Genomic DNA, 23,243 nt, shown 5'->3' on the forward strand with positions numbered 1-23,243 from the left:
TCAACGTGCGGGTAGGAGCGAGCTTGCTCGCGATGCTCTTGTGCGGCCTGGATCGCGAGCAAGCTCGCTCCTACCGATAATGCCTAGCCCTGAAAAATGCTGCCTTGATCCGCTCCAGTAACCAATGGACCAATCAGGCCGGGCGCCCGATAAAATCCATCTTGCCGATATCCAGGCCGTTGTGGCGCAGGATGGCGTAGGCCGTGGTCAGGTGGAAATAGAAGTTCGGCTGGACGAACTGGAACAGGTAATCGCGACCGCTGAACTTCAGCTCCATGCTCGGGAAGTTCAGGACAATGGCCTTGTCCTCGCTGCCGTCGATCTGCGCCGGGGTGAAGCTGGCGAGAAAGTCGATGGTCTTCTGCAGGCGCGCCTTCAGCTCGGCGAAGGTCTCCTCGGTATCCGGGTAGCTGGGAATAGCCACCCCGGCCAGTCGGGCAGCACAGCCCTTGGCCGAATCAGTGGCGATCTGCAACTGCCGCTTGAGCGGGAACATATCGGGTGCCAGGCGCATATTGAGCAGCACCGCAGGGTCGATTTTCTTCTCGGCGGCCCAGCTTTCCGCCTTCTCAAGAATGCTCGCCAGATTGCCCAGCATGCGCAGGAACTGTGGAACGGAGGCTTGGTACATGGTCAGTGACATGATGATCTTCCCTTGATGAATGGAGTGAAACCCAGCCTAGCCAATGACAGGCTATGGCACCGGAAAATGTTCGCTCAGAAACGCCAGCAACTGGGCATTCACCTGCTGCGGAGCCTCGCACTGCAACCAGTGCCCGCAATTCTCCAGCACCCGGCTGTGCAGTTGCGGCACCACTTTGGGCATCTGCTGGATGGTATAGGCCTCCAGCACCCCCACCGGGTCCTGGTCGCCCAGCAGGAACAGGGCCGGCTGGCTGATGCGCGCACCGTGCAGGTGCGCGGTGCGCTGCCAGTTGCGCTCGAAGTTGCGGTACCAGTTGAGCGGGCCGCGAAAGCCATGCGCGATATAGGTCGCCACATAGCCGGCAAACGCCTCCGGCTCGCACCAGGGCGGCGGCTGATCAACTTCCTGCAGACCATCCAGCAGCCCCGCCGTCGGCGGCTTGTCCTGCCAGAACAGCTCCTTGCCCACCGCCGCCGACCAGTTGTGCATCATCAGGCGCAGGGTGCGCGGGATATCGGCGTCCAGTTCCTGTTCGGCCACGCCGGGCTCCTGGAAATACAGGATGTAGTTGAAGCGCCCGGCATACACCCGCTTGAGCGTGTCGATGATCGGGCTCTTCGGCCGCCCGCCAAAGGGCACCGACATGCCGACCACCGCGCGCACCCGCTGCGGCTCGAGCAGCGCCAGGTGCCAGGCCACCGGCGCGCCCCAGTCGTGGCCGACCATGCACACCTGCTGCTGGCCGAGCAGGTCCATGGCTGCCTGGATGTCGCCGCACAAGGTCAGCAGGTCATAGTCGGCAATTGCCGCGGGGGCACTGCTCTGGCCATAGCCGCGCATTTCCGGCGCCAGCACCCGGTAACCCGCCTCGGCCAGCGCCGGCATCTGCTTGCGCCAGCTCAGCCAGCACTCGGGAAAACCGTGCAGCAGCCAGACCGGCGGGCCGTCCAGCGGGCCGCAGCTGTAGAGGCTCAAGTGGATGCCGTTGACGGCAAGCAACTGGTGTTCGATGGCGTGCATAAGGAAGCTCCCGGGTGACCCGGCCACTATCAGGCCGTTGAAAAAATACCTGCGTTGCCGATACGGCGTTGAAAACAGGCTCGAAATGCTCATTTACCACTCGTAAACTGCGCTTTCTCGCCTGTTTTCGCCTTGTCTCGGCTGCCTCGCCAACATTTTTCAACGACCTGGATAGGAACACGCGGCTGGCGGCGCGCCCTCCATCCAGCCGCTAAATGATCAGCCTTGCGCCGTGGCCCAGTCGATCAGGCCGAACTGCCAGGTCGCCAGGATCAGCAGGCCGAAGCCGATGCGGTACCAGGCGAACAGTGCATAGCTGTGGTTGCTGATAAACCGGAGCAGGACCCGCACGGCGATCATGGCGAAGATGAACGAGGTGACGAAGCCGATGGCGAACACCGGCAAGTCGGCCGGCTGGAACAGTTCCTTGTACTTCCAGGCCGAGTAGAACGACGCTGCCACCATGGTCGGCATCGCCAGGAAGAAGGAAAACTCGGTGGCCGCCTTGCGCGACAGGCCGAACAGCAGGCCGCCGATGATCGTCGAGGCCGAGCGCGAGGTCCCCGGAATCAGCGCCAGGCACTGGGCACAACCGATCTTCAGCGCGTGCTGCCAGCCCATGTCGTCGACAGTTTCGGCCTCGACCAGGTGCTGTCGCCGTTCGGCCCAGAGAATCACCAGCCCGCCGACCACCAGCGCCGCGGCCACCGTCAGCGGATTGAACAGGTACTGGTGGATCTGCCTGGAAAACAGCAGGCCGATCAGCGCCGCCGGGATGAACGCAACCAGCAGGTTCACGGTGAAGCGCCGGGCATCGGGCTGGCTGGGCAGGCCGACCACGACCGAGAGGATCTTCTGCCGGTACTCCCACATCACCGCCAGGATCGCCGCCAGCTGGATGATGATGTTGAAGGCAATCGCGCGCTCGCCGCGAAAATCGATGAGGTCCGCTACTATGATCTGGTGACCGGTGCTGCTGACCGGCAGAAACTCGGTCAAGCCTTCCACAATGCCAAGAATGAGCGCCTGGAAGGCGGTCCAGAAATCCATGTAAGCCCCTTTGTTCAGCCATGCCCGCCTGATTGCGGCGCTGCGCATCCTAGCAGACCCGCCCGGCGGCTGGCCAAATCGACAGCGGGGGACTTGCGCCGGCCGGCACTCGCTGTCAGCCTTGCCGGCCGCAAGAATGACCAACGGCAGGAGTAGGGATAACCGCATGGAGCATCAGGAAGTCCGCTTTGGCCAGACGCAAAACCAGGATCTGGTCTGGGATCTCGACAACATGGCCCGGCGCGAACTGGCCGAGCGCTTCATGAAGCTGTTCGAGAACCGTCTGTGCGTCTACTCCGAATCGGTGCAGCAGATCTACACCAACTACAACCTGCACTTTCCGTCGGAACACGGCCGCAAGATGGTCGTGCTGCCCACGCCGTATGCCTTCCATGACACCCTGCACGGCATTGACCCGGCAGCCGTCAGGAAAACCTGCCTGTGCGTGATCCCCGGCGTGGTGCTGGGCAAACCCGGCCTGCTGCTGACCAACCAGATGCAGGAAGGCCAGCCGACCCCCAAGACCATGCCGTTCAAGCCGGCCCTGGCGCAAATCATCGGCAACCAGCGCAAACAGGGCGAGGTATTCCTGCCGATCCTGCGCAAAGGCGACCTGCGCGAGTTCAATCAGCAGCTGCCCTACATCAACCTGCATCGCCTGCAAGTGGCGCAGCTGAAGGGGCTTTCGACCTTCCAGCGCGAAGACATCCAGCGCACCATCACGCAGAAACTCATGGCCCTGTATCGCGCGGCCGATACGCTGACCTGCTGAGCCACTGGCTGCGACCGCCTGGCGCCACACAGCAAAACGGCGCCCAACGGGCGCCGTCCGGGCCGGCAACGGCAACCACTCAGAGCGGCTCGTTGCCCATGATGGCCTTCACTTCGAGGAATTCCTCGATGCCGTGCGCGCCCCACTCGCGGCCCACGCCGGACTGCTTGTAGCCGCCGAAGGGCGCGGCCATGTCGCCGTCATCGCCGTTCAGGTGGACCATACCGGTGCGCAGGCGCCGTGCCACGTTGCGCGCATGCTCCAAGGTGCCGCCATACACATAGCCGGACAGCCCGTAGATGCAGTCGTTGGCGATGCGGATGGCGTCTTCTTCATCCTGGTAGGGAATCATGCACAGTACCGGGCCGAAGATTTCCTCGCGGGCGATGCACATGCCGTTGTCGACGTTACTGAACACCGTCGGCCTGGCATAGAAACCGCGGGTCAGCCCTTGCGGACGCCCGACGCCGCCACAGACCAGCTTGGCGCCCTCGTCGATACCGGCCTGGATCAGTTGCTGCACGCGCTGGTACTGGCGACGGTGGGCGATCGGCCCGATAGTGGTCTGCTCGTCCAGCGGATCACCGACGACGATCTGCGCCGCGGTGGCGGCGGCGATCTTCTCTGCCTCGGCCAGCTTGGCTGCCGGCACCAGCATGCGCGACGGTGCGTTGCAGCTCTGACCGCTGTTGCTCATCATCTGCCGCACGCCATTGCTCACGGCCTGCTCCAGCGGCGCATCGTCGAGAATGATGTTGGCCGACTTGCCGCCCAGCTCCAGCGACATGACCTTGATGGTGTCGGCGCCGGCCTTGGTCACGGCCGCACCGGCGGCGGTCGAGCCGGTCAGCGAGACCATGTCGACCAGCGGGTGCGAGGACATGATCGGCCCCAGCTCCGGCCCCAGGCCATGCACCATGTTGAACACCCCGGCCGGAACCCCGGCCTCATGCAGGATCTCGGCAAACAGCTGGGCCGAGGCCGGGCCGTTCTCGCTCGGCTTGAGCACCATGGTGCAACCGGCCACCAGCGCCGGCGCCACCTTGCAGGCCACCTGGTTCATCGGCCAGTTCCACGGCGTGATCATCGACACCACGCCCACCGGCTCGCGGCGAATGATCGTGGTGCCATGCTGCTTCTCGAAGGCGAAGGTCTTGGCCAGTTCGAGGGTGGTGGCCAGGTGCCAGAGGCCGATCGGCGCCTGCACATTGATGGAAATCCCCTTGCGCGGCGCGCCCATGTCCGAGGTGATGGCATCGGCCATCTCTTCCATGCGCTTCTGGTAGCCGGCAACTATCGCCTGCAATAAATCGAGACGGTCATCGAGCGATGTGCGCGAAAAGCTGTCGAACGCCGCGTGTGCCGCTTCAATGGCACGGATCGCATCGGCTTCGTCGCACAGGCTGACAAAGCCGGTGACTTCTTCGGTAGCCGGATTGACCACCTCGAACGGCTTGCCACCGTTGAGCGGAGTGACCCACTGGCCGTTGATGTAGGAATGAGTGTAATTGCGCATGTCATGGTTCCTGGATAGCGGTTGACCGGAGCAGCCGGAAAAAATGCCCAGAACAAATAGCACGAATCGGCTGTTTTTGCTGCCCGCCGCTCGGCGGATGCTGCCAGGCAGGGTGGAACAGGCTGTCGCCGTTTTCCACCCTGTTCGCTCAACAGGAATGCAGCGGCGGCTCAGCGGACGCTGCCGCACAGTGCGCGATCAATTCGAGATACTGGTCGTAGCGGTAGGTCGGCCCGTCCACGCAGGCATAGCTGGAACCGATGTAGCAGTGCCCGCACAGGCCGACACCACAATGCATGCGCCGCTCCAGCGAGAGCCAGATGGACTCGGCCGGCATGCCCCGGCGCAGGCACTCGCGCGCCGCGGCCAGCATCAGCGGCTCCGGCCCGCAGCACAACAGCAGGTCCGGCATGCCACTGGCGAACACCTCGTCGAAATGCTGCAGCGGCGAGCCTTCGCGCTGCCCGGGCGCGGCGCGGTCGAAGGTTTCGATAAACGGCATGGCTTGCTGCCAGCGCGCCCGTTCGCGACCCAGCACGCGCGCCTCGGCATGGCGGGCGCCATAGACCACGCTCAGCTGGGTCGGTTCGGGCTGGCGACTGGCCGCATCGATCACCCCGGCCAACGGCGCCAGGCCACAGCCCCCGGCCACGGCCAGTACCCGCCGGGCCTTGAAGAACGCTGGCCAGCCGCTGCCGAACGGCCCGCGATAACCGAGCACCGCGCCCGCGTCCAGTTCGAACAGGGCGCTGCTCAGGGCGCCCATGCGACGGATCAGCGCGCTGAAACAGCCCTGCGCATCCGGTGTACTCACATAGGTAAAGGGCGCCTCGCCGAAACCCGGCAGCACCAGCATGAAGAACTGCCCGGGCAGTGCCGCCAGATCGGCGGCCGCAGGGGTTTCGAGGCGAAAGGTGAAATGCCGGGAATCCTCGCCATCGGCGTAATGCTCGAGCAGGGAGAGCCTGCGCGGAATCAGATCGATCATGCCTGTGCCACCTTGTGCATCACGCCATGCACGCCAATGCCGCCCGGGCAGACACGGTCGCAGCGGCCGCAGCCGACACAGCCGTAGTGCTCGAAGCGGGCCTTGAAGTCATCGCCGAACTTGTGGAACCAGAAGCGCTGCACCCGCGAACCGGGGGTGGCGCTCGGGTTGTGCCCGCTGGCTTCCTTCTGGAAGCCCTGATACAGGCAGGAATCCCAGACCCGCTCGCGCTGGACGCCGCCGGCGGCGGATGACTGATCCAGCGGGGCGAAGCAGGAACAGGTCGGGCACACCGTGGTGCAGCCGGAACAACCCAGGCACTGCAGCCCGAGCCGCTCCCAGGTGGCCGCTTCGATCAGCCCGGCATTCAACCGTGCCACGCCTTCGACAATGTCCGCCTGCGCGCCCTGCTGCTGCGCCACCTGCGCGCTGTTGCCCTGGCGCTCGGCTTGCCAAGCACCCGAGGCTGGCGGCAGCGCCAGGCCTTCGATCGCCGCCGTGCCGGCTGCGGACGCCACCAACAGCAGCCAGGGCCCGCTGGCACGCGGCAGCAGGATCAGGTCCGCCGTGCCGGCGCGCACGTCCGGACCGCTGTCGACCGTCGTGCAGAAACCGCCGGCACAGCTGTCCAGGCAATCCACCCCGACCAGCAGGGTCGCGTTGCGCCGGGTCTGGTAGAACGGGTCTTCGGCAAAGAAGCGATCCTGGTAGGCCACCGCCCGCAGGTCGCAGGCATGCAGGCCGAACAACACCTGCGGCGCTACCTCCGGCAACGCCGAGAGGAACTGGCCGCCGTCGAAGCGAAACAGCAGCTCGCGCTCGGCAAAGAAGAAGCTCTTGGCGGAAAAGCTCGGGGTCGCGGCATCCGCACAAAACGCCGCAGGATCCTCCGCCGTGACGCTTTGCCAGTGCTGCCCACCCTGCCCGTCAGCACGCACTTCATAGAGTTTGCGGCGCACTGCCAGATGCGCGCGCAGGCGCTCCGGCCGATCGAGTTCAAAGGCTTGCATGGGCGACCTCGCTGGCATCGATGCGGTTATGCGGCGCGGCACCGGCAGGCAATGGCTCGATCGCCACGGCGCAGGCCTTGAGTTCGGGCATCTTGCTGACCGGGTCCATGGCATCGTTGGTCAGGCGGTTACAGGGGGCTTCGCGGAAGTGATAGGGCATCGCCAGCATGCCGCGCGGCAGGTCATCGGTCAGCTGCAGGCGCGCTTCGACAGCCCCGCGCCGCGAGCTTACCCGGACTGCCTGCAGATCGGCATAGCCGTGCTCGGCGGCATCCAGCGGATTCATCAGCACCAGCCCCGCCGGCGTCTCGCGCTCGAGCAGCGGCGACTTGCGCGTCATCGAGCCGCAGTTGTAGTGGAAGTGGAAGCGGTGCGTGGTAAACAACCAGGGATACTCGGCGTCCGGACACTCGGCCGGCTCCACCTGTGACACCGGGATCAACCGCGCCCGGCCCAGCGGGAAGCTCTGCGCATGCAGCAGCGGCGAGCCCTGCGGATGCTCCGCATCACACGGCCAGTGCAGGCCATGGCGGGCATCCAGTTCGGCATAGCTCATGGCGGAAAAGATCGGTGCGACCGCAGCCATCTCGTCGAACACTGCTTCGGCGCTATCCCAGTCCATACCCGCATAGCCCATGCGCGCGGCGAGGTCACCAAGGATCTGCCAGTCGCAACGCGCCGTACCCGGGGCCCCGACGGCCTTGCGGATGCGCTGCACGCGGCGCTCGCAATTGGTGAAGGTGCCATCCTTCTCGACAAAGGACGCCGCCGGCAGCACCACATCGGCCATTTTCGCGGTTTCAGTCAGGGTCAGTTCGAACACCACCAGGAAATCCAGCGCCTGCAGCGAGCGCGCCACCTGGCGCTGGTCCGGATCGGTGACCACCGGGTCTTCACCGATGATCATCAAGGCGCGCAGGTTACCGTCCAGCGCCGCCCTGGTCATGCCCAGCGAGGTCAGGCCCGGGCGGGCGGGCATCGGCGCGCCCCAGGCCTGGGCAAACTTGGCCTGCACTGCCGGCGCATCGGCCTGCTGGTAGCCGGGGTAGACGTTCGGCAGGCAGCCCATGTCGCAGGCGCCCTGCACATTGTTCTGCCCGCGCAGCGGGTTGATCCCGGTACCCGGCCGACCGACCTGGCCACAGGCCAGCGCCAGGTTGGACACCGCAATCACGTTGTTGGTGCCGCTCTGGAACTGGGTAATGCCCATGCCCCAGGCGGTGAAGGCTGCCGGCGAATGGCTGAACAGCTCGGCCACGCGCAGCAGGTCGGCTACCGGAATACCGGTCGCCGCGCTGGTCTGCTCCGGCGTGATCCCGGCCAGGTGCCGGCGCAGCGGCGTGATGTCCTCGCAACGCTCGGCGAGGAAGGCCGCGTTCTCCCAGCCATTGGCAAAGATGATCTGCAGCAGGCCGTTGAGCAGCGCGACATTGCTGCCCAGGCGCAGTTGCAGGTGGATATCGGCCAGCCGTGCCAGGCGGGTCTTGCGCGGGTCGATGACGACCAGCTTGGCGCCGCGTGCCTGCGCCCGCAGCATGCGCGCGCCGATCATCGCGTGGTTCTCGGTGACATCCGCGCCGATCACCAGGATCAGCTCGGCCAGGTCGATATCGGCAATGCTGTTGGTCATTGCCCCGGAACCCAGGGTGCGCGCCAGGCCGGCCACCGAGGGGCTGTGGCAGATGCGCGCGCAGTGGTCGACGTTATTGGTGCCGAGCACCGCGCGGGCAAACTTCTGCGCGGCGTAGTTGTCCTCGTTGGTGGCCCGCGCGCAGCTGATCACGCCCACACCATCCGCGCCGGCCGTTTCCTGCGCTGCGCGAAACTCGCTGGCGATGCGCTCCAGCGCCTCGTCCCAGGTTGCCGGACGAAACTGCCCGTGCTCCTTGATCAGCGGCTCGCGCAGGCGATTGGCCGGGTCGATGGCGAAACTGGTCGACCAGCCCTTGGCGCATAGCTGGCCCTGGCTGACTGGATGCCCCGGCTGCGGCTCGACACCGACCACCCGCCCGTGCTCGACGCGCAAACCGATGCCGCAGCCGACGCCGCAAAACGTGCAAATGCTCGGTATGACCTGCATCGAAACCACCCCCGGAAAGATTCACCTGTATACAGGCTAGGCCGCCACGGCAAAAGCGCGGTTGATGCCGGTCAAAAAACTGCACGTGGAACCGCCCTGCGGTTCATTTATGCCAGCTCGACAGCTGCTTTGTAGGGTGGGTTAGGCCAGCGGCCGTAACCCACCCTACATGGCCGCAACACCGCGCTGTCCGGGGACCGAATCCCTGGCTGCGGGCTCAGGCCAGCACCGTGTCGATACCCGGCACGTCCGCCTGGTCAGCCGCGCCGGCCACCGCGGCCAGCACAATGCGCTCGATCACCGCACGGTTGCGCGCCAGCTCGGCCGGCGGTTTCGGCTGCGGCCAGAAACTCACGCTGCCAACGTGCTCGATGGCACCGATCAGGGTTTCCAGCATCAGCGGATGCAGCGGCTGGCTGCCGCGTTCCTCCGCCTTGACCCGCACCAGCTGAGCCATCTCCTCGATGATCTTCTTCTGGTGGAAACTGGCTGGCGACTCGGGATCATGCACTTCGCGGTAGATCGAGCCGACGATCGGCGCGTGGGAGCGGCACCAGTCGAAATAGGCGTCGATGGCGGCCGAAAGCATCGGCAGCAGGCGTGCCTGCGGCAGGATGGCCTGCAGCACCGCCACGCGCAGGTCATCGTTGGCCCGCTGCACCACCACCTCGATGACTTCGTGGCGGTCCTTGAACAGCCGGTAGAACAGCGGCCGGGAGATGCCCGCCTCCCGGGCGATCAGGTCCACCGAGCCGCCGCGATAGCCATGGCTGGCATACACCCGGGCGGCCGCGGCAATCACCACCTCGCGCAGTCCTTCGCCCTGCGGCTCGTCGGCGCGGGGCCGGCCGGGCCGCCGGCGCGCTCGCGCAGTGGCGGCCGGCTTGGCCGGCGGGGTACCTGGGTGGACGACTGGTGGCATGCTGGCGGCTCGTGAGGTGCACTGTTTGCACAATAGTACAACAGTGTTACATTATCCCGCGACAAACGTAACACTGCTGTTACTTAAAACAATCAAACACCTGTTTGCGCCCACGATCGGCCCCGCCAGCCCGCCTGCGAATTCCCGATCAACCCGGAGAGAAGCCCATGAACACCCTCACCAGCGCCATCGACCTGAGCATTCCCGAGGAATTCCAGAACGTCTTCACCGCCCAGCAGGCCGCCTACCGCAAGCAGATGAACCCGACCCTGCAGGAACGCCAGGCCGACCTGCGCACCCTGCACCGGATGATCGTCGAGAACAGCGACGCCATCATCGCCGCGATCAACCAGGACTACGGCTGCCGCTGCACCTTCGAGACCAAGTTCACCGAAGTGCTGATGGCGCAGGACGCCGCGCTGGATGCGGTGAAAAAACTGAAGAAGTGGATCAAGCCGCAGAAGCGCCACCTCGATCCTACCCAGTTCCCGCTGGCCAAGGCCTGGACCTTCCCGCAGCCGGTCGGCGTGATCGGCATCGTGGTGCCGTGGAACTTTCCCCTGGCCATGGCCATCCAGCCGCTGATCTGCGCCTTCGCCGCCGGCAACCGCGCGATGATCAAGATGTCGGAGAACTCCAACCACCTGGCCCTGCTGCTCAAGGAAGTCTCGCCCCGCTACTTCCCGCTCGACAAGCTGGCGTTCTTCGAGGACGGCAACGGCCGCGGCCCGGTGTTTACCACCCTGGCCTTCGACCACATCTTCTTCACCGGCTCGCCGGGTACCGGCAAGGCGGTGATGGCCAATGCCGCGAAGAACCTGACCCCGGTGACCCTCGAACTGGGCGGCAAGTCGCCGTGCATCGTGGCCCCCGATTTCTCCGCCAAGACCGCCGCCGAGCGCGTGCTCTGGGCGAAGATGCTGAATGCCGGACAGATCTGCACCAACGTCGATTACCTGCTGCTGCCGGCGAACAAGGTCGAGGAGTTCGTCAGCGCGGCCCGCGCCCTGTTCAACCAGCGCATTCCGGACATCAACAGCGGCGACTACACCGCGGTGATCGACCAGCGCTCCTACGACCGGCTGGAGGCCACCCTGGCTGACGCCGTGGCCAAGGGCGCCCGCGTCATCGACCTGTACCAGGGCCCCGCGCCGAAGGACGGCATGCGCCTGATGCCGACCCGCCTGGTGCTGGATGTAACCGATGACATGCTGATCATGCAGCGCGAAATCTTCGGCCCGCTGCTGCCGATCCGCACCTACCAGAGCAAGGAAGAAGTCTGCAGCTACATCAACGAGCGCCCGCGTCCGCTGGCCCTGTACATCTACAGCAACGACAAGGCGCTGCAGGACTACTACCTGAACAACACCATCTCCGGCGGAGTCGGCATCAACGAATCGGTGATCCAGGCCGGCCTGCACGACCTGCCGTTCGGCGGTTCGGGCAACAGCGGCATGGGCCACTACCACAGCCTGGAAGGCTTCCTGACCTTCTCCAAGCTGCGCCCGGTGTTCAAGCAGGGCCCGGTGCGCGGCATCGACCTGTTCCTGCCGCCCTACGCCGGCTGGTCGACGCGCATCCTCGACTTCATGCTCAAGATGAAAAGCTGAGGCCGCAGCCTGCCTGAGCCCGGTCGCTGAGCAGGAGCCTGCGGCGCATGCCTGAAAACACCCGCTTCGATCACGACTACCTGATCATCGGCTCCGGCTTTGGCGGCTCGGTCGCCGCGCTGCGCCTGGCGGAGAAAGGCTGGAAGGTCGCCGTCGCAGAACAGGGCCGGCACATCGGCCGGCCCGAGATCGAGGCCGGCAAGCGCAGCCTGCGCAAGCTGCTGTGGCTGCCGCAACTGGGCCTGCGCGGCTACTTCGTGCAGCACCTGTTCCGCCATGTCGCCATCGTCGGCGGGGTTGGCGTGGGCGGTGGCAGCATCGTCTGGGCCGCGGTGATGCTTGAGCCCAAGGAATCGTTCTATAACGATCCCTGCCTCAAGGCCCTGGGTCTGGACCTCAAGACTGAACTGGCACCGCATCTGGCCACCGCAACCCGCATGCTCGGTGTCACGCTCAATCCGCGGCAGTCCGAACAGGACCATTTTCTGCGCCAGACCGCCGAACGCATGGGCGTGGCAGATACTTTTGCTGCCGTTCCCAACGCCGTGTATTTCGGTGAACCGGGGGTTACGGCAGCCGATCCATTCTTTGCCGGCGAAGGCCCGCCGCGTGAAGGCTGCACTTTTTGCGGCGGCTGCCTGACCGGTTGCCCGACTGGCGCGAAAAACAGCCTGTACTGGAACTACCTGTACCTGGCGCAAAAGCGCGGCGTGAACATCCTTGCCGAAAGCAAAGCCGAGCGGATTGAACCCTTACCCGCGGGTGGCTATCGCGTAACCCTGGTCGATGCCGTCAGTGGCCGCGAACTGCGCACACTGACTACCCGCAATCTGGTGCTGTCTGCCGGCGTGGTCGGCACCCTCGAACTGCTCTACAAGAACCGTGACCACTACCGCACCCTGCCCAACGTCTCCGCGACCCTCGGTCAGCTGGTACGTACTAATTCCGAAGCCGTAACCGCCGTGCTGCACCCGCTCGGCAGTGACATGACGCGCGGCACCGCGATTTCCACCGATTTCCACCCGGACGCATCCACCCACGCCACGCAGAACCGCTTAGACCGCGGCTACCGCTTCATGCGCAGCTACATGGGCCCGCTGGTGGACGACCCCCTGCCCTGGCGCCGTGCGCTGAAAACCGTCGGAGCCATCCTCTGCTCACCGCGCCTGCTGGTCAGCAACCTGTTCGCCAGGGATTGGGAGAAACGCATCACCGCCTTCACCATCATGCAGGACCTCGACAACCATATCGGTTTGCAGTTTCGCCGGCCCTGGTACTGGCCGTTTCGCAAGACGCTGGTCAGCGTTGCCAATCCTGGACACGAAGCGCCCAGCTATCTGCCGATTGCCAACCGGCTGACCCGCGAATACGCAGCCGTCAGCGGTGGCACACCGATGAATGTCATCCTCGAATCCATCGGCGGCCTGTCCACCACCGCGCACATTCTCAGTGGCTGCCCGATGAGCAGCTCGGCGGAGGATGGCGTGATCGGCACCGACCATCAGGTGCATGGCCATCCGGGGCTGTTCGTTGTGGATGGCGCGAGCATTCCCGGCAATATCGGCGTCAACCCGAGCCTGACCATCACCGCCATGGCCGAACGCTTCGCCGCCCTGCAACCGGCCGCCAGCGACGTTTCGCCGCCGCCAGCGGCAGCACGCACAACCTGACTGCGCCGCGGCTTAACAGTTATCCTTGCCGGCACCACCGCCGAGCCGAGCAATCCATGAGTGCACCTGACCAGTCAGTGCCGCCGCTGCGCCCTCTCGAACGCCTCTGGCTGTGCGAGGCCATGCGCCTGCGCGAGGCCCGCGGCGAACGCCTGGACGACCGCGAAGCCAACCGCCTGGCGCGCGCCGGCGGTGGCGACCTCGCGCAACGCATCCAGCGCCGCGCGCTGTGGCTGGCCACGCGCGATGGCCAGCTGCAGGCCTTGCACGGCTACCGCCATGCCGCGCGCCTGGCACTGCTGCTGCTGGCCCTGGTCGCCCTGCTCTCCGGCGGCGGACTGGCCTTCGCCGCCCTGGGTGACGGCAGCCGCCCGGTGAATGTGTTCTGGGCCCTGGGCAGCCTGCTGGGGATCAACCTGCTGATGCTCCTGCTGTCGCTCGCCAGCTTCGCCCTGGGCCGCGACAACGGCCTGCCGCTGCGCCTCTGGCACTGGCTCAGCGACCGCCTGGCGCGGGATGCACAGCAGGCGCAACTGGCCCCGGCGCTGCTCCTGCTGCTGCAGCGCCAGCGCCTGGCCCGCTGGGGCATGGCCCTGCTCGGTAACGGGCTGTGGTCGCTGACCCTGCTGGCCGCGCTGGCCATGTTGCTGTTGCAGCTGAGCACGCGGCGCTACGGCTTCGTCTGGGAAACCACCCTGCTCGGCAGCGACAGCTTTGCCCGGCTGATCCACGCCCTCGGCGCGCTGCCGGGCCTGCTCGGCTTCGCCCAGCCGGACAGCCTGCAGATCCAGGCCGGCGGTGACCTCGCGCAGGGCGACCCGGGGGCCCGGCAGGTCTGGGCCGGCTGGCTGCTGGGGGTGTTCGTGGTGTTCGGTTTGTTGCCGCGCCTGCTGCTCGCACTGGGCAGCCTGCTGGCCTGGCAGCACGGCCTCAAGCGCCTGCGCCTGGACCTGTCACTGCCGGCCTACCAGCTGCTGCGCGGCGAACTGCAGCCGGACAGCGAACCCCTCGGCATCATCAGCCCGGCCCCCGAACTGCCCGGCCTGCAGGCGGGCGGCCACGCCGAAGGCGGCAGCGGCGCGCTGCTGGTGGCCATCGAGCTGGACGGCCAGCGCCCCTGGCCACCTGCGTTGCCGGCAGGCGTGGCCGACGCCGGCAACCTGGACAGCCGCGAGCAACGCCAGCACCTGCTCGACCAGCTCAGCCGCTTTCCGCCGGCACGCCTGCTGATCGCCTGCGACCCGCGCCGCTCGCCCGATCGCGGCAGCCTGGCGCTGCTCGGCGAACTGGCCCGCAGCGCCGCGGCCACACGCATCTGGCTGCTGCCCGCCGAACCCGGCGCGAGCCTGGACCCCGAGCGCCTCGGCGACTGGCACGCGGCGCTGCAGGCATTGCAGTTGCCCTGCGCCGACCGCGCGCCCTGGCACTGGCTGGAGCACGGCGATGACTGAGCCGCTCAAGCTCGCCGTGGTCGGCCACACCAATGTCGGCAAGACCTCGCTGCTGCGTACCCTGACCCGCGATGTCGGCTTCGGCGAGGTGTCGCACCGCCCGAGCACCACCCGGCACGTCGAAGGCGCGCGGCTGTCAGTGGAGGGCGATGCCCTGCTCGACCTGTTCGACACCCCCGGACTGGAAGATGCCATCGCCCTGCTCGACTACCTGGAACGCCTGCAGCGCCCCGGCGAACGCCTCGACGGCCCGGCGCGCATCCAGCGCTTTCTCGCCAGCAGCGAGGCGCGCCAGCGTTTCGAGCAGGAAGCCAAGGTGTTGCGCCAGCTGCTCGCCAGCGATGCCGGGCTGTACCTGATCGACGCCCGCGAGCCGGTGCTGGCCAAGTACCGCGACGAACTGGCAGTGCTTGCCGACTGTGGCAAACCGCTGCTGCCGGTGCTCAACTTCGCCAGCGCCGGCCAGGCCCGGGAAGACGCCTGGCGCGCGGCCCTGGCCCGCCTCGGCCTGCATGCGCTGGTGCGTTTCGACAGCGTGGCACCGCCGCTGGACGGCGAGCGCCGCCTGTACGAGAGCCTCGCCCTGCTGCTGGAACGCTCGCGGCCGCAGCTGCAGCGGCTGGTCGACGACCACCAGGCCAAGGCCCTGGCGCGCCGGCACAGCGGCCGCCAGCTGATCGCCGAACTGCTGATCGACTGCGCCGCCTGCCGCCAGCAGGTGGCCAGCGGCGCGGCGCTGGAAAGCGCCGCCATCGCCGCCCTGCACGACGCCGTGCGCCAGCGCGAACAGCGCTGTGTCGAGGCGCTGCTGCGGCTGTACCGCTTCCGCCCCGAGGATGCCCGCGCCGGCCACCTGCCGCTGCTCGACGGGCGCTGGGGCGACGACCTGTTCAACCCGGAAACCCTGCGCCAGCTCGGCCTCAAGCTGGGCAGCGGGGTGGCGGCCGGTGCCGCCGCCGGCGCCGGCCTCGACCTGCTGGTCGGCGGCCTCAGCCTGGGCGCCGCGACCCTGCTTGGCGCAGTGGCCGGCGGCGGCGTGCAGACCGCGCGCAACTACGGCGCACGGCTGCTCGGCAAGCTCAAGGGCCGGCGCGAGCTGAGCATCGACGACGACATCCTGCGCCTGCTCGCCGTGCGCCAGTTGCACCTGCTCGACGCCCTCGGCCAGCGCGGACACGCCGCCCTGCAGCCGCTGCGGCTGGACACCGGCAGCGCCGGCCTGCGCGAGTGGCAGCGCCTGCCCGCCGCCCTGCACAAGGCCCGCGCGCATCCCGAATGGTCGTCGCTCAACCCCGGCCGGCAGCTGGACAGCGCCGAACGCCAGGCGCAGATCAGCGCGCTGACCGTGGCGCTGGAACAGGCTCCGCAGAGCGGCTGAAGCCCTGGCGCCGGCCAGCTGGCGGGTTGCACCCGCCCTACAGGAACCACCCGAAAACACGCCCCCGCTCCTCGCATAGGGCGGGTATAACCCGCCAGAGGCGGCACCCTCGCGCCAACTGCTAGACTCGCCCGCCATTCTCCCCACCTGCAGCCGGAGCATTTCGTGACTACCCGCCACCACACCCATGCCGGCGTCGCGGCCCTGCTGGCCATGACCATGGCCCTCGCCCCGCTGGCCATCGACACCTACCTGCCGGCCTTCCCGGTGATCGCCGGGCACCTCGGGGTCAGCGTGCACCAGGTCTCGCTGAGCATTTCGGTGTACGTGTTCATGCTGGCGCTGGGGCAACTGGTCGGCGGCACCCTGTCGGACCATCACGGCCGCGCGCCCATCATGCTCAGCGGGCTGGCCATCTTCGCCGTGGCCAGCCTGCTGATCAGCCAGGTCAGCGCATTGCCCGAACTCCTGCTGCTGCGCGCCCTGCAGGCCTTTGGCGGCGGCTGGGCGGCAGTCTGTGTGCCGGCGCTGGTGCGCGACCGTCTTTCCGGCCGCGAGGCCGCGCGCTTCTTCAGCCTGATCGGCCTGCTGATGGTCGGGGCACCGGCCCTGGCGCCCTCCATCGGCAGCCTGCTGCTGGGCCAGTTCGGCTGGACCAGCATCTTCCTGTTCACCGGGGTCTACGCCCTGGTCGTGCTCGGCCTGCTCAAACGGCTGGTGTTCCGCCATTACCAGCGCCCGCTGCCCGCCGAGCGGGTGAGCACCCTGGCCCGCTACCGGGCGGTGCTCGCCACCCGCCCGGCGCTGCGCTTCATGCTCACCGGCGCACTCGCCTTCTCGGTGATGATGCTGTTCATCACTCACGCCTCGTTCATCTACCAGGAACACTTCGGCGTCGGCCCGACCCGCTTCGCCCTGCTGTTCGGCGCCAACGTCATGCTGATGCTGGTGATGAACCTGCTCAACCGCCGGCTGCTGCACCGGCACGCGCCGGAACGCATCCTGCGCTGGGCGCTCACCGCCCAGGGCGGCGGCATCATCCTGCTGCTGGCGGTGCTGGCGCTGCGCCCGGAACTGGCGTTCTTCGTCCCGGCCATGGTCATCGCCGTCGGCACCCTCGGCGCCGTCTCGCCGAACATCCAGGCCTGCTACATGGAATTCTTCCCGCAGAACGGCGGCACCGCCGCCGCGCTGATGGGTGCCACCCAGTTCTCCCTGGCCGGGCTGATCTCCGCCGCCTCGGCCCTGCTCCAGGAAAGCGTCACCGCCATCGTGCTGGCCATGGGCGGCTGCTCGCTGCTGTGCCTGCTGCTGGTCTGGACGCACAAGCTGCCGGAGCCACCGACGGCGCGATGAGAGGGCCGCTCGGCCCCGCTATGGCGGCCAAGCTGCGCGTTGACCATCCTGCGCACACCCACGCAGCGATTGGCCAGCGATGCGCGGGTTGCCCAGCCCGGGCCTGGCAGATTGTCGCACCCGCTGTACCGGGTGCATGATCCGCCAACCTGCCTGCACCAGACCAACCCGTGGAGAAGAAGCATGATCAAGGTAAGCGTGATGTACCCGAACACCCCCGACGCCCGATTCGACCATGAGTACTACCGCGACAAGCACATGCCGATGGTCAAGGCGCTGATGGGCGCCAACTGCGCGTCCTACAGTGTCGACAAGGGCCTCGCCGGAGGTGCGCCGGGCACGCCGGCAACCTATGTCGCCATGTGTCACCTGTTCTGCGACTCGCTGCAAACCTTCCAGGCCGGCTTCGGCCCGCATGCAAAGACGATCGCCGCGGACGTCGCCAACTACACCGATATCGCGCCGGTGATGCAGATCAGCGAGGTGGTGGTTGGCTGAGGGTGGTTGAGCGTCGGCCACCCAGCCTGCGCCGTAGGCTGGATAACGCCGAAGATCCAACCCACCGCCAAAGCGCAGAGCGCAATGCAGAGTGCAATAAAGAATAAAGGGGTGGAGTGATTAAAAATAAATCACCGCCCCCTTTTAGTTGATCCCTTTGATTATTATCTGCTGAATTCAGCTGAAGTGGCCGTTGATTATGCAATCGTAGAATGATATTTTCCGCGCCCTAATAATAATCAGGAAACCACATGAAACAGTCAAAATCTTTTCTCACAATCTCCCTAGGAATCGCCCTGATTTCTGGTTGCGCGACCATCATTGATGGAAAGTCCGAACCGGTGACGTTCAACTCCGAACCTGAAGGGGCGACAGTGAATGTGGCCGGACGTGTGATGGGAAAGACCCCAGTAACCGTTCAAGTTGAGCGTGATGAGAATCTAGCCGTCACTTTTACGAAGGATGGCTACAAGCAGTACCAGACCCAACTAGGCACAACTACGAATGGCTGGTTCTGGGGGAATATCGTGCTTGGTGGTGTCTTCGGATCAACTACCGACGCCTCGACTGGCGCAATGTATGAGTTCTCGCCAAATCAATACTTCGCCACGCTCAGTCCAGACACTCCGCTGGGAGTATCAACGTCAAAACCACGCCAGATTAAGGAAATTATTGTGGGTGATGGCGCGAAGTTTCGCCATGAGTTGGCTACCGGTGGTGGTGAGACTACCGAAACTGTTTTGTTCCTTATTGGTGTGAACCCCACCGATAAGCCAACCACAATAAAATCTCTAGCCAAGATTTCAGAGAACACCCCGAACGACCTCGAATTTGCGAACTCGATTATCGCGGTCTACGAAATTAAGTAAGGCTGGATAAAGAGCAGATAACAGAAATAAAGGAGTCTAGAGAAAAAATAATGGGGTCGGAGTGAATAAAACAAAATCACTCCGTCCCCTTTGGTTTTTTCGTTTCAGTCCCCGCTCATGCCCGTTGCCTGGATGACCAGTCGCCCCTGGTCATCCACCAGCAGCCGGTCCCGGCAGGTGTAGCGCCGGCTCAGTGACACATCCCAATAGGATTTCTTTTGATGGTAGATGACCCAGTCGGTCCCCTCTTCATCACGGATCACGCTGTGGTGCCCGGGACTGAAGATGCCGGGCTTGCCATCTGCCGCCGAGGTGGTGCGCAGGATCGGGTTGTCCGAGTGCTTGGCAAAGGGGCCCAGCGGACTGCTTGATGTTGCGTAACCCAGTGCGTACTCGCCGAACATGGTCTCGCCGCCTGAATACATCAGGTAGTAAGTGTCGGCGTGCTTGTACATCCATGCGCCTTCCGTGATATCCAGGAAAAAGCCCTGCTCCCAATCATCCGTCGGTTCCAACAACAGTTGCGGCGCGCCGACTTTGCTCAGCGGCGAACTCATTCTCTGCACAAGAATGTTTTCCTTGCCTTTATTTCCGGTTAGCCGGGCCATAATTATATCGAGCAGGCCGGATTTGTAGTCCACCGACGAATAGTACAGATAGTACTGGCCATCTTCGGAGTACATATGCGCGTCAATCGCGTTCTCGATCAGTATGCCCTTGTCCTCGAACGGGCCGGTTGGGCTGTTCGAAGTTGCAATGCCGATATCCAGCTGATTGGAATAGTACAGATAAAACATTTTCGACAACGGATCGTAAAACACATCCGGAGCCCAGAGCGTTACTGAATCTGCCTGGAAGATATTCTCGACCTTGTCCCATGTGTGCATGTCTGCGGAGACATATGCGTCGTAATGATCCGAGCCCGCACTCATGCTGCCGTCAAGATACGTTCCATACAGATAATACTTGCCCTGGTAGCGAAGCATGTGCGGATCTGCCAGATTTTCCGCGGCAAGAATTGGATTACTGACTTCCTCAGGTACTTCCATTGCGCTCAGCACAGATGTATTGAGCGCAAGCAGCGTTATTAGCGTTATATATGCGAAAGTACGTTTCATCATTTCTCTTCCTGAGTTTATGCTGAAAAGCAAAGGGGTCGGCGTGATTAAAAATAAATCACGCCGACCCCTTTTGATTTTGTGTCTTGTTTGATTTGCGCAAACGCCTCAGGCTTTTACCCGTGACGCGCCGAGCAGTATCACGTTGACGTTGCCCCTGGCCTGAATACTTGCATAAAGAAGATAGGGCGCGAGAAACATCATCCCACCGAAAAACGCGACAACAGCCAACGCGATACCGGTTCCAGAGAACTGATTCCTCCACGCGACCCACAGGGCGGACAGCATCAGGAATGTCGTGAAATCAGCGTTGAACTGCCCAGGCCAGGTCATCGCAAGCAGATCATGGAAGAACACCGGCAGAAGATTCCAGCCGTGATTGACGCCAACCATCATCGTGTAAGTGCCCAGGCACACAACCACCACCACCAGATAGATACGAAATGCCTGCATAACGCCTCTCCTTTGAGTTCCTGCACACGCCAGATTTTGCCGCCCGGGGACCAGTCAGCCTAGAGGGCGCGGAGTGAATATACATCAAGTGCTGCGGCCCCTCGGCTGGTGCCGAAGCGCTGGATGACTCCGGCCAGCCACCCTGCAAAACCGGGCAGGTGCAGGATGGCCGCGGGGTTCAGGCCAGGCTCTTGCTCACCACCTCGAAGACATCGGCCGACAGCCCGCCGTTGCCGAGAATCCGCTCCAGTTCGGCGCGCATCAGTTGCTGGCGATCGGCGGTGTATTTGCGCCAGCGCGTCAGCGGGGCCAGCTGGCGCGCGGCGATCTGCGGATTGAAGGCGTTGAGGGTGATCACCTGGTTGGCCAGGAAGTGGTAGCCGGCGCCGTCGGCGCGGTGGAAATTCACCAGGTTCTGCCCGGCGAAGGCGCCAATCAGCGCGCGCACCTTGTTCGGGTTCTTCAGGGTGAAGGCCGGGTGCGTCATCAGCTGCTGCACGCGCTCCAGGCCGCCCGGCAGGGTGCTGGCAGCCTGCACGCTGAACCACTGGTCCATCACCAGCGGGTTGTCCTGGAAGCGTTCGGCAAAGCTGGCCAGCGTGGCGGCCTTTTCCTCCGCGAACGGTGAATTGACCAGCACGGCCAGGGCTGCCAGGCGCTCGGTCATGTTGTCGCAGGCTTCATATTGCTCAAGGCAGGCCGCCAGCACCTGGGGCCGCTCGCTGAGCATCAGGTAGGACAGCGCGACGTTCTGCAGGGCGCGCCGGGCAAAGTGCGCCGCTTCGGCCAGGTAGGCATTCTCGCGGGACTGCACGCGGGCATCCTGGTAGCGCTGCCAGAGCGGCTCGAACAGTTCGCTGGCCAGGCGCTGGCGGGCGAATTCGCGGGCCGCGTGGATCGCGTCGACATCCGCCACCTCGCTGATCTCGGTGAGGTAGGCCTCGCTGGGCAGGCTGAGCATTTCCGCGACCATCGCCGGATCAAGCCGTTCGTTGGTCAGCAGCGCGCGCAGGGCCGTGACCAGGCGCTCATCCAGCACCAGTTGCGCGCCGCGCTGCTGCTGGCCGATCAGTTCCTGCAGGACCTGCACCGCGAGCTGCTGGCCGGCTTCCCAGCGGTTGAAGCCGTCGCTGTCGTGCTGCATGAGGAACATCAGCTGGTCGCGGCTGTAGGGAAACTGCAGTTTGACCGGCGCCGAGAAGCCACGCAGCAGCGAGGGCAGCGGCTGCTCGGCGAGGTCGACGAAGGTGAAGCTCTGCTCGGCGGCGGTCACCGACAGCACGCGGTTGCTGCCAACCGCGGCGGCTTCGCCCTGCAGGCGCAGCGGCAGTTCGTGGCCACGGGCGTCGAGCAGGCCGAGCTCGACCGGGATCACAAAGGGCAGCTTCTCGCTCTGCCCCGGGGTGGCCGGGCAGCTCTGGCGGAAGCTCAGGGTGTAGCTCTGCGCCGCCGCGTCGTAGCTGCCGCTGGCCTCCAGGCGCGGCGTGCCGGCCTGGCTGTACCAGCGCTTGAACTGGGTGAGGTCCTGACCGCTGGCATCCTCCATGGCCTTGACGAAGTCGTCGCAGGTCACGGCCTGGCCATCGTGGCGGGCGAAGTACAGGTCACTGCCTTTGCGGAAGGCCTCGGCGCCGAGCAGGGTGTGGATCATGCGCAGCACTTCCGAGCCCTTCTCGTAGACGGTCAGGGTGTAGAAGTTGGAGATTTCGATAAAGGAATCCGGGCGGATCGGGTGGGCCATGGGGCCGGCGTCTTCGGCAAACTGGTGGGTGCGCAGGTAGGCCACGTCCTCGATGCGCTTGACCGTGCGCGAGTTCATGTCGGCGCTGAACTCGGCGTCGCGGAACACCGTGAAGCCTTCCTTGAGCGACAGCTGGAACCAGTCGCGGCAGGTCACCCGGTTGCCCGACCAGTTGTGGAAGTACTCGTGCGCCACCACCGCCTCGACGCGCTGGTGGGCGGCGTCGGTGGCGGTCTCGGCATGCGCCAGCACGCAGCTGGAGTTGAAGATGTTGAGGCCCTTGTTCTCCATGGCGCCCATGTTGAAGTCGTTGACCGCGACGATCATGAAGATGTCCAGGTCGTACTCGCGGCCGTAGACCTGCTCGTCCCAGCGCATGGACTTCTTCAGGCTGTCCATGGCGTGCTGCACCTTGTCGATGTTCTCCGGCTCGACGTAGATGCGCAGCGTGACGACGCGCTGGCTCATGGTGGTGAAGTGGTCTTCCACGCACCAGAGGTCGCCGGCAACCAGGGCGAACAGGTAGGCCGGCTTCTTGAACGGATCTTCCCAGGTGGCCCAGTGCCGGCCGTCACCCTCGCTGCCGCTGGCGATCGGGTTGCCGTTGGAGAGCAGTACCGGGTAGCGCTGCTGTTCGGCCGTCACGGTGGTGGTGAACCTGCTCATCACGTCCGGACGGTCGAGGTAGAAGGTGATCTTGCGGAAGCCTTCGGCCTCGCACTGGGTGCAGAACATGCTGCCGGACTTGTACAGGCCTTCCAGCGCGGTGTTGCTTTCCGGGTGGATGCGTACCGTGCTGTCGATGACGAAACGCTGGCTGTCCGGCTGCAGCGTCAGGTGGCTGTCATCGAGCTGGTAGTCGCCGGCGTGCAGTTGACGATCATTCAGGCTCAGTGCCAGCAATTCCAGCTGCTGGCCGTCCAGCACCAGCGGCGGCAGGCCCGCCCCGCGTGCGGGATTGCGCTGCATCACCAGCTGGGCATGCACCAGCGTGTGGTCCTCGAACAGCTCGAAGGTCAGGTGGGTCTCGTCGATCAGGTACTCGGGCGCCTGATAGTCCTTGAGATGGATGACTTTGGGTTGTTCGGTACGCAT

The 23,243-nt window shown here is 65.1% G+C and carries 19 protein-coding genes; 8 read left to right on the forward strand and 11 right to left on the reverse strand.

Annotation, left to right across the window (positions count from 1 at the left end; genetic code table 11):
- Positions 1–133: 133 nt before the first annotated feature.
- From ISX93_RS04145 to ISX93_RS04155, 3 genes are all read right to left on the reverse strand, one after another.
- A complete protein-coding gene (locus ISX93_RS04145) occupies positions 134–643 on the reverse strand; it encodes a DUF1993 domain-containing protein (protein ID WP_195777445.1) in 510 nt (169 codons plus the stop codon).
- A 51-nt stretch (positions 644–694) separates the two neighbouring features.
- Positions 695–1,666 carry an alpha/beta fold hydrolase gene (locus ISX93_RS04150; RefSeq protein ID WP_195777446.1) on the reverse strand — a complete coding sequence of 324 codons (972 nt, stop codon included), beginning with the start codon at positions 1,664–1,666 and terminating at the stop codon, positions 695–697.
- A 219-nt stretch (positions 1,667–1,885) separates the two neighbouring features.
- Positions 1,886–2,716, reverse strand: coding sequence for an undecaprenyl-diphosphate phosphatase (locus ISX93_RS04155; protein WP_195777447.1), 831 nt, complete (start codon positions 2,714–2,716; stop codon positions 1,886–1,888).
- Between the two features lie 166 nt (positions 2,717–2,882).
- Here ISX93_RS04155 and ISX93_RS04160 point away from each other — a divergent pair, with 166 nt between their 5' ends.
- Positions 2,883–3,488 (forward strand): hypothetical protein, encoded by a 606-nt coding sequence (locus tag ISX93_RS04160; protein WP_195777448.1) that lies wholly within the window; start codon positions 2,883–2,885, stop codon positions 3,486–3,488.
- A gap of 79 nt (positions 3,489–3,567) precedes the next feature.
- Here the strand turns inward: ISX93_RS04160 and ISX93_RS04165 are convergent, their stop codons facing one another.
- From ISX93_RS04165 to ISX93_RS04185, 5 genes are all read right to left on the reverse strand, one after another.
- A complete protein-coding gene (locus tag ISX93_RS04165; protein WP_195777449.1) occupies positions 3,568–5,004 on the reverse strand; it encodes an aldehyde dehydrogenase family protein in 1,437 nt (478 codons plus the stop codon).
- Positions 5,005–5,152: 148 nt separating this feature from the next.
- Positions 5,153–5,992, reverse strand: coding sequence for an FAD/NAD(P)-binding protein (locus ISX93_RS04170; RefSeq protein WP_195777450.1), 840 nt, complete (start codon positions 5,990–5,992; stop codon positions 5,153–5,155).
- A complete protein-coding gene (locus ISX93_RS04175; RefSeq protein WP_195777451.1) occupies positions 5,989–7,002 on the reverse strand; it encodes a 4Fe-4S dicluster domain-containing protein in 1,014 nt (337 codons plus the stop codon). Before ISX93_RS04175 ends, ISX93_RS04170 begins: the two co-directional genes overlap by 4 nt.
- Positions 6,989–9,082, reverse strand: a complete 2,094-nt coding sequence (gene fdhF / locus ISX93_RS04180) for a formate dehydrogenase subunit alpha (RefSeq protein ID WP_195777452.1) — start codon at positions 9,080–9,082, stop codon at positions 6,989–6,991. Before fdhF ends, ISX93_RS04175 begins: the two co-directional genes overlap by 14 nt.
- Before the next feature lie 217 nt (positions 9,083–9,299).
- Positions 9,300–10,004, reverse strand: a complete 705-nt coding sequence (locus ISX93_RS04185) for a TetR/AcrR family transcriptional regulator (protein ID WP_195777453.1) — start codon at positions 10,002–10,004, stop codon at positions 9,300–9,302.
- A gap of 167 nt (positions 10,005–10,171) precedes the next feature.
- Between ISX93_RS04185 and ISX93_RS04190 the strand changes: the two genes are divergently transcribed.
- The 7 genes from ISX93_RS04190 to ISX93_RS04220 all read left to right on the forward strand — a co-directional run bounded on the left by ISX93_RS04190 (position 10,172) and on the right by ISX93_RS04220 (position 18,836).
- Positions 10,172–11,614: a coniferyl aldehyde dehydrogenase gene (locus ISX93_RS04190; RefSeq protein ID WP_195777454.1), complete on the forward strand. Its 1,443-nt coding sequence runs from the start codon at positions 10,172–10,174 to the stop codon at positions 11,612–11,614.
- 47 nt (positions 11,615–11,661) lie between these two features.
- Complete coding sequence (locus ISX93_RS04195) at positions 11,662–13,284, forward strand: GMC oxidoreductase (protein WP_195777455.1); 1,623 nt, start codon at positions 11,662–11,664, stop codon at positions 13,282–13,284.
- Between the two features lie 56 nt (positions 13,285–13,340).
- Positions 13,341–14,735, forward strand: a complete 1,395-nt coding sequence (locus tag ISX93_RS04200) for a DUF2868 domain-containing protein (protein WP_195777456.1) — start codon at positions 13,341–13,343, stop codon at positions 14,733–14,735.
- On the forward strand, positions 14,728–16,113 hold the full coding sequence (locus ISX93_RS04205) for a GTPase/DUF3482 domain-containing protein (RefSeq protein ID WP_195777457.1): 1,386 nt from the start codon (positions 14,728–14,730) through the stop codon (positions 16,111–16,113). The genes ISX93_RS04200 and ISX93_RS04205 overlap by 8 nt, the downstream gene beginning before the upstream one ends.
- Positions 16,114–16,278: 165 nt before the next feature.
- Positions 16,279–17,469, forward strand: coding sequence for a multidrug effflux MFS transporter (locus ISX93_RS04210; RefSeq protein WP_219840986.1), 1,191 nt, complete (start codon positions 16,279–16,281; stop codon positions 17,467–17,469).
- Between the two features lie 183 nt (positions 17,470–17,652).
- The gene (locus ISX93_RS04215) at positions 17,653–17,967 is read left to right on the forward strand and encodes an EthD family reductase (protein WP_195777458.1); all 315 of its coding nucleotides are present in this window, start codon (positions 17,653–17,655) and stop codon (positions 17,965–17,967) included.
- Positions 17,968–18,218: 251 nt separating this feature from the next.
- Positions 18,219–18,836, forward strand: coding sequence for a PEGA domain-containing protein (locus ISX93_RS04220; RefSeq protein WP_195777459.1), 618 nt, complete (start codon positions 18,219–18,221; stop codon positions 18,834–18,836).
- Between the two features lie 104 nt (positions 18,837–18,940).
- Here the strand turns inward: ISX93_RS04220 and ISX93_RS04225 are convergent, their stop codons facing one another.
- The 3 genes from ISX93_RS04225 to pepN all read right to left on the reverse strand — a co-directional run bounded on the left by ISX93_RS04225 (position 18,941) and on the right by pepN (position 23,243).
- Positions 18,941–19,954: a glycoside hydrolase family 43 protein gene (locus ISX93_RS04225; RefSeq protein ID WP_195777460.1), complete on the reverse strand. Its 1,014-nt coding sequence runs from the start codon at positions 19,952–19,954 to the stop codon at positions 18,941–18,943.
- 108 nt (positions 19,955–20,062) lie between these two features.
- The gene (locus tag ISX93_RS04230; RefSeq protein ID WP_195777461.1) at positions 20,063–20,407 is read right to left on the reverse strand and encodes a hypothetical protein; all 345 of its coding nucleotides are present in this window, start codon (positions 20,405–20,407) and stop codon (positions 20,063–20,065) included.
- 178 nt (positions 20,408–20,585) lie between these two features.
- Positions 20,586–23,243: an aminopeptidase N gene (gene pepN, locus ISX93_RS04235; protein ID WP_195777462.1), complete on the reverse strand. Its 2,658-nt coding sequence runs from the start codon at positions 23,241–23,243 to the stop codon at positions 20,586–20,588.

Origin of the sequence: Pseudomonas sp. N040, from assembly GCF_015637705.1 — a bacterium.
GTDB lineage: Bacteria > Pseudomonadota > Gammaproteobacteria > Pseudomonadales > Pseudomonadaceae > Aquipseudomonas.

Excerpts from the sequence above, each read along its gene's own strand:
- ISX93_RS04215 (WP_195777458.1), top strand. The coding sequence starts at position 17,653 with ATGATCAAGGTAAGCGTGATGTACCCGAACACCCCCGACGCCCGATTC.
- ISX93_RS04170 (WP_195777450.1), bottom strand. The coding sequence starts at position 5,992 with ATGATCGATCTGATTCCGCGCAGGCTCTCCCTGCTCGAGCATTACGCC.
- ISX93_RS04190 (WP_195777454.1), top strand. The coding sequence starts at position 10,172 with ATGAACACCCTCACCAGCGCCATCGACCTGAGCATTCCCGAGGAATTC.
- ISX93_RS04185 (WP_195777453.1), bottom strand. The coding sequence starts at position 10,004 with ATGCCACCAGTCGTCCACCCAGGTACCCCGCCGGCCAAGCCGGCCGCC.
- ISX93_RS04150 (WP_195777446.1), bottom strand. The coding sequence starts at position 1,666 with ATGCACGCCATCGAACACCAGTTGCTTGCCGTCAACGGCATCCACTTG.
- ISX93_RS04160 (WP_195777448.1), top strand. The coding sequence starts at position 2,883 with ATGGAGCATCAGGAAGTCCGCTTTGGCCAGACGCAAAACCAGGATCTG.
- ISX93_RS04225 (WP_195777460.1), bottom strand. The coding sequence starts at position 19,954 with ATGAAACGTACTTTCGCATATATAACGCTAATAACGCTGCTTGCGCTC.
- ISX93_RS04195 (WP_195777455.1), top strand. The coding sequence starts at position 11,662 with ATGCCTGAAAACACCCGCTTCGATCACGACTACCTGATCATCGGCTCC.
- ISX93_RS04205 (WP_195777457.1), top strand. The coding sequence starts at position 14,728 with ATGACTGAGCCGCTCAAGCTCGCCGTGGTCGGCCACACCAATGTCGGC.
- ISX93_RS04165 (WP_195777449.1), bottom strand. The coding sequence starts at position 5,004 with ATGCGCAATTACACTCATTCCTACATCAACGGCCAGTGGGTCACTCCG.
- ISX93_RS04230 (WP_195777461.1), bottom strand. The coding sequence starts at position 20,407 with ATGCAGGCATTTCGTATCTATCTGGTGGTGGTGGTTGTGTGCCTGGGC.
- ISX93_RS04155 (WP_195777447.1), bottom strand. The coding sequence starts at position 2,716 with ATGGATTTCTGGACCGCCTTCCAGGCGCTCATTCTTGGCATTGTGGAA.
- ISX93_RS04175 (WP_195777451.1), bottom strand. The coding sequence starts at position 7,002 with ATGCAAGCCTTTGAACTCGATCGGCCGGAGCGCCTGCGCGCGCATCTG.
- fdhF (WP_195777452.1), bottom strand. The coding sequence starts at position 9,082 with ATGCAGGTCATACCGAGCATTTGCACGTTTTGCGGCGTCGGCTGCGGC.
- ISX93_RS04200 (WP_195777456.1), top strand. The coding sequence starts at position 13,341 with ATGAGTGCACCTGACCAGTCAGTGCCGCCGCTGCGCCCTCTCGAACGC.
- ISX93_RS04220 (WP_195777459.1), top strand. The coding sequence starts at position 18,219 with ATGAAACAGTCAAAATCTTTTCTCACAATCTCCCTAGGAATCGCCCTG.
- pepN (WP_195777462.1), bottom strand. The coding sequence starts at position 23,243 with ATGCGTACCGAACAACCCAAAGTCATCCATCTCAAGGACTATCAGGCG.
- ISX93_RS04145 (WP_195777445.1), bottom strand. The coding sequence starts at position 643 with ATGTCACTGACCATGTACCAAGCCTCCGTTCCACAGTTCCTGCGCATG.